Annotated in this window: 2 protein-coding genes; both read left to right on the top strand. The window is 68.2% G+C overall.

Annotated elements, in window-relative coordinates:
• Positions 1 to 964: IS21 family transposase (locus tag NVV99_RS26190; RefSeq protein ID WP_260783274.1), on the top strand; the 964-nt coding region annotated here is incomplete at its 5' end.
• Positions 961 to 1,806, top strand: a complete 846-nt coding sequence (gene istB / locus NVV99_RS26195) for an IS21-like element helper ATPase IstB (protein WP_024101144.1) — start codon at positions 961 to 963, stop codon at positions 1,804 to 1,806. The genes NVV99_RS26190 and istB, both read left to right, overlap by 4 nt.
• Positions 1,807 to 1,868 lie beyond the last annotated feature (62 nt).

The raw sequence follows: 1,868 nt of genomic DNA on the forward strand, positions 1-1,868 counted from the left end.
ACCGGCCTCTTGGGGGTGGGGGTCGATGGCGCATCTGCTGGTCGGCTCGCTCGCGCATTCCGGGCGCTGGCGCGGGGTCTTGGCGCCGGCGATGACCCAGCCGCATCTGGTCGACGGTCTCGATCGCATCTGCCGCGGACTCGGTGGTCTGACCCGTAGTTGGCGCTTCGACCGGATGGCCACGGTCTGTCATCCCGACAGCGGGCGGATGACCGCCAGCTTTGCCGGCGTCGCGAAACACTACGGCGTGACGGTGACGATCTGTCCGGCTCGGGCCGGCAACCGCAAAGGCGTCGTCGAGAAGACCAACCATACTGCTGCCCAACGTTGGTGGCGCACCCTGCCCGACGACGTCACCGTCGAGCAGGCGCAGGCGAGGTTGGACGAGTTCTGCCGGGTGCGCAGCGACACCCGACCCCGCCGCACCGCCGACGGACGCACCACCGTGGGCGCCCTGGCCGCCACCGAAGCGTTGTCGCCGCCGCCGACAGTGCCGTATCCGGCGATCCTCACCGAGTCCCGGGTCGTGTCGCGGCAGGCGTTGGTGTCCTATCGCGGCAACCGGTATTCGGTGCCGCCGGAGTTGGCGTCGGCGCAGGTGACCGTCACCCGGGTGCTCGGAGCGGAGGTCATCGACATCGTCACCGGCTCGCAGATCACCATCGCGCGACACCGGCTGGCGCCGGACGGAGCCGGGGTGATGGTCCGCGACCACGGTCACGTCCATGCGCTCGAACAGGTCGCGATGGCCGCCGCCGGAACCGGTGGTCGCCCGCACCGCCGCAAAGAACGGATCCCACCGGGACCTGAGGCCGTCGAGGCGGCACAAGCACTGCGCCGCCGCACCACCGAGGCTGCAGCGTCGTCCGATGAATCCGACTCGGTGTCGGCAGGGACCACATCGACCGTGATCGATCTGTCGACCTACGAGCGGGCCGCTCGAGGAAGGAACACCCTCGCATGAACAGCACACCGGCCACGACGGACCCGATCCCGCCGCCGAACACCAACGAGGCGGCCAGTCTCTACCAGCGGTTGCGCGGTCATCTGGCCGTGCTCAAACTGCACGACGCCGCCGAAGCGCTGCCGTCGGTGCTCGACCGGGCCCAGAAGGACAACCTGTCGATGACCGCCGCTCTCGAGCAGTTGCTGGCGATCGAGGTCGACGCCACCGAGGCGCGTCGGTTGGCCGGCCGGCTGCGGTTCGCCTGCCTGCCGACGCCGGCCTCGTTGGAGGACTTCGACTTCGATGCCGCCCCGAACCTCGACCGACGGCTCATCGCCGAACTCGGGACCTGCCGGTTCCTGGAAACGGCGACGAATGTGCTGCTCATCGGCCCGCCCGGGGTCGGGAAGACGCACCTGTCGGTGGGTTTGGCCCGCGCTGCGGTCCATGCCGGGTATCGCACCTATTTCACCACCGCCGCCGATCTCGCCGCTCGTTGTCATCGCGCCGCGATCGAGGGTCGGTGGGCGACAACGATGCGGTTCTTCGCCGGACCGACCCTGCTGGTGATCGACGAACTCGGTTATCTTCCGTTGCCCGGGGAGGCGGCATCGGCGTTGTTTCAGGTTGTTGCGCAACGCTATCTGAAGACCTCGATCGTCATGACCACCAACCGCGGCGTCGGGGAATGGGGTGAGGTCCTCGGTGACACGACCGTGGCCGCCGCCATGCTCGATCGGCTCCTCCACCGATCCGTGGTGCTCAACCTCGACGGTGATTCCTACCGGCTGCGCGATCATCACGCACGCTCGGAGAACCTCCGCAAAGCCACCACCGGAACCCGGCAACCGCTACAGTGAACACCGCTCACGGGTGGGGATTTTCGTTGAGCACAGCTGGGGAGTTTCCCTGAGCCTCGTCA

The organism is Rhodococcus sp. PAE-6 (assembly GCF_025290685.1).
GTDB lineage: Bacteria > Actinomycetota > Actinomycetes > Mycobacteriales > Mycobacteriaceae > Rhodococcus > Rhodococcus pyridinivorans.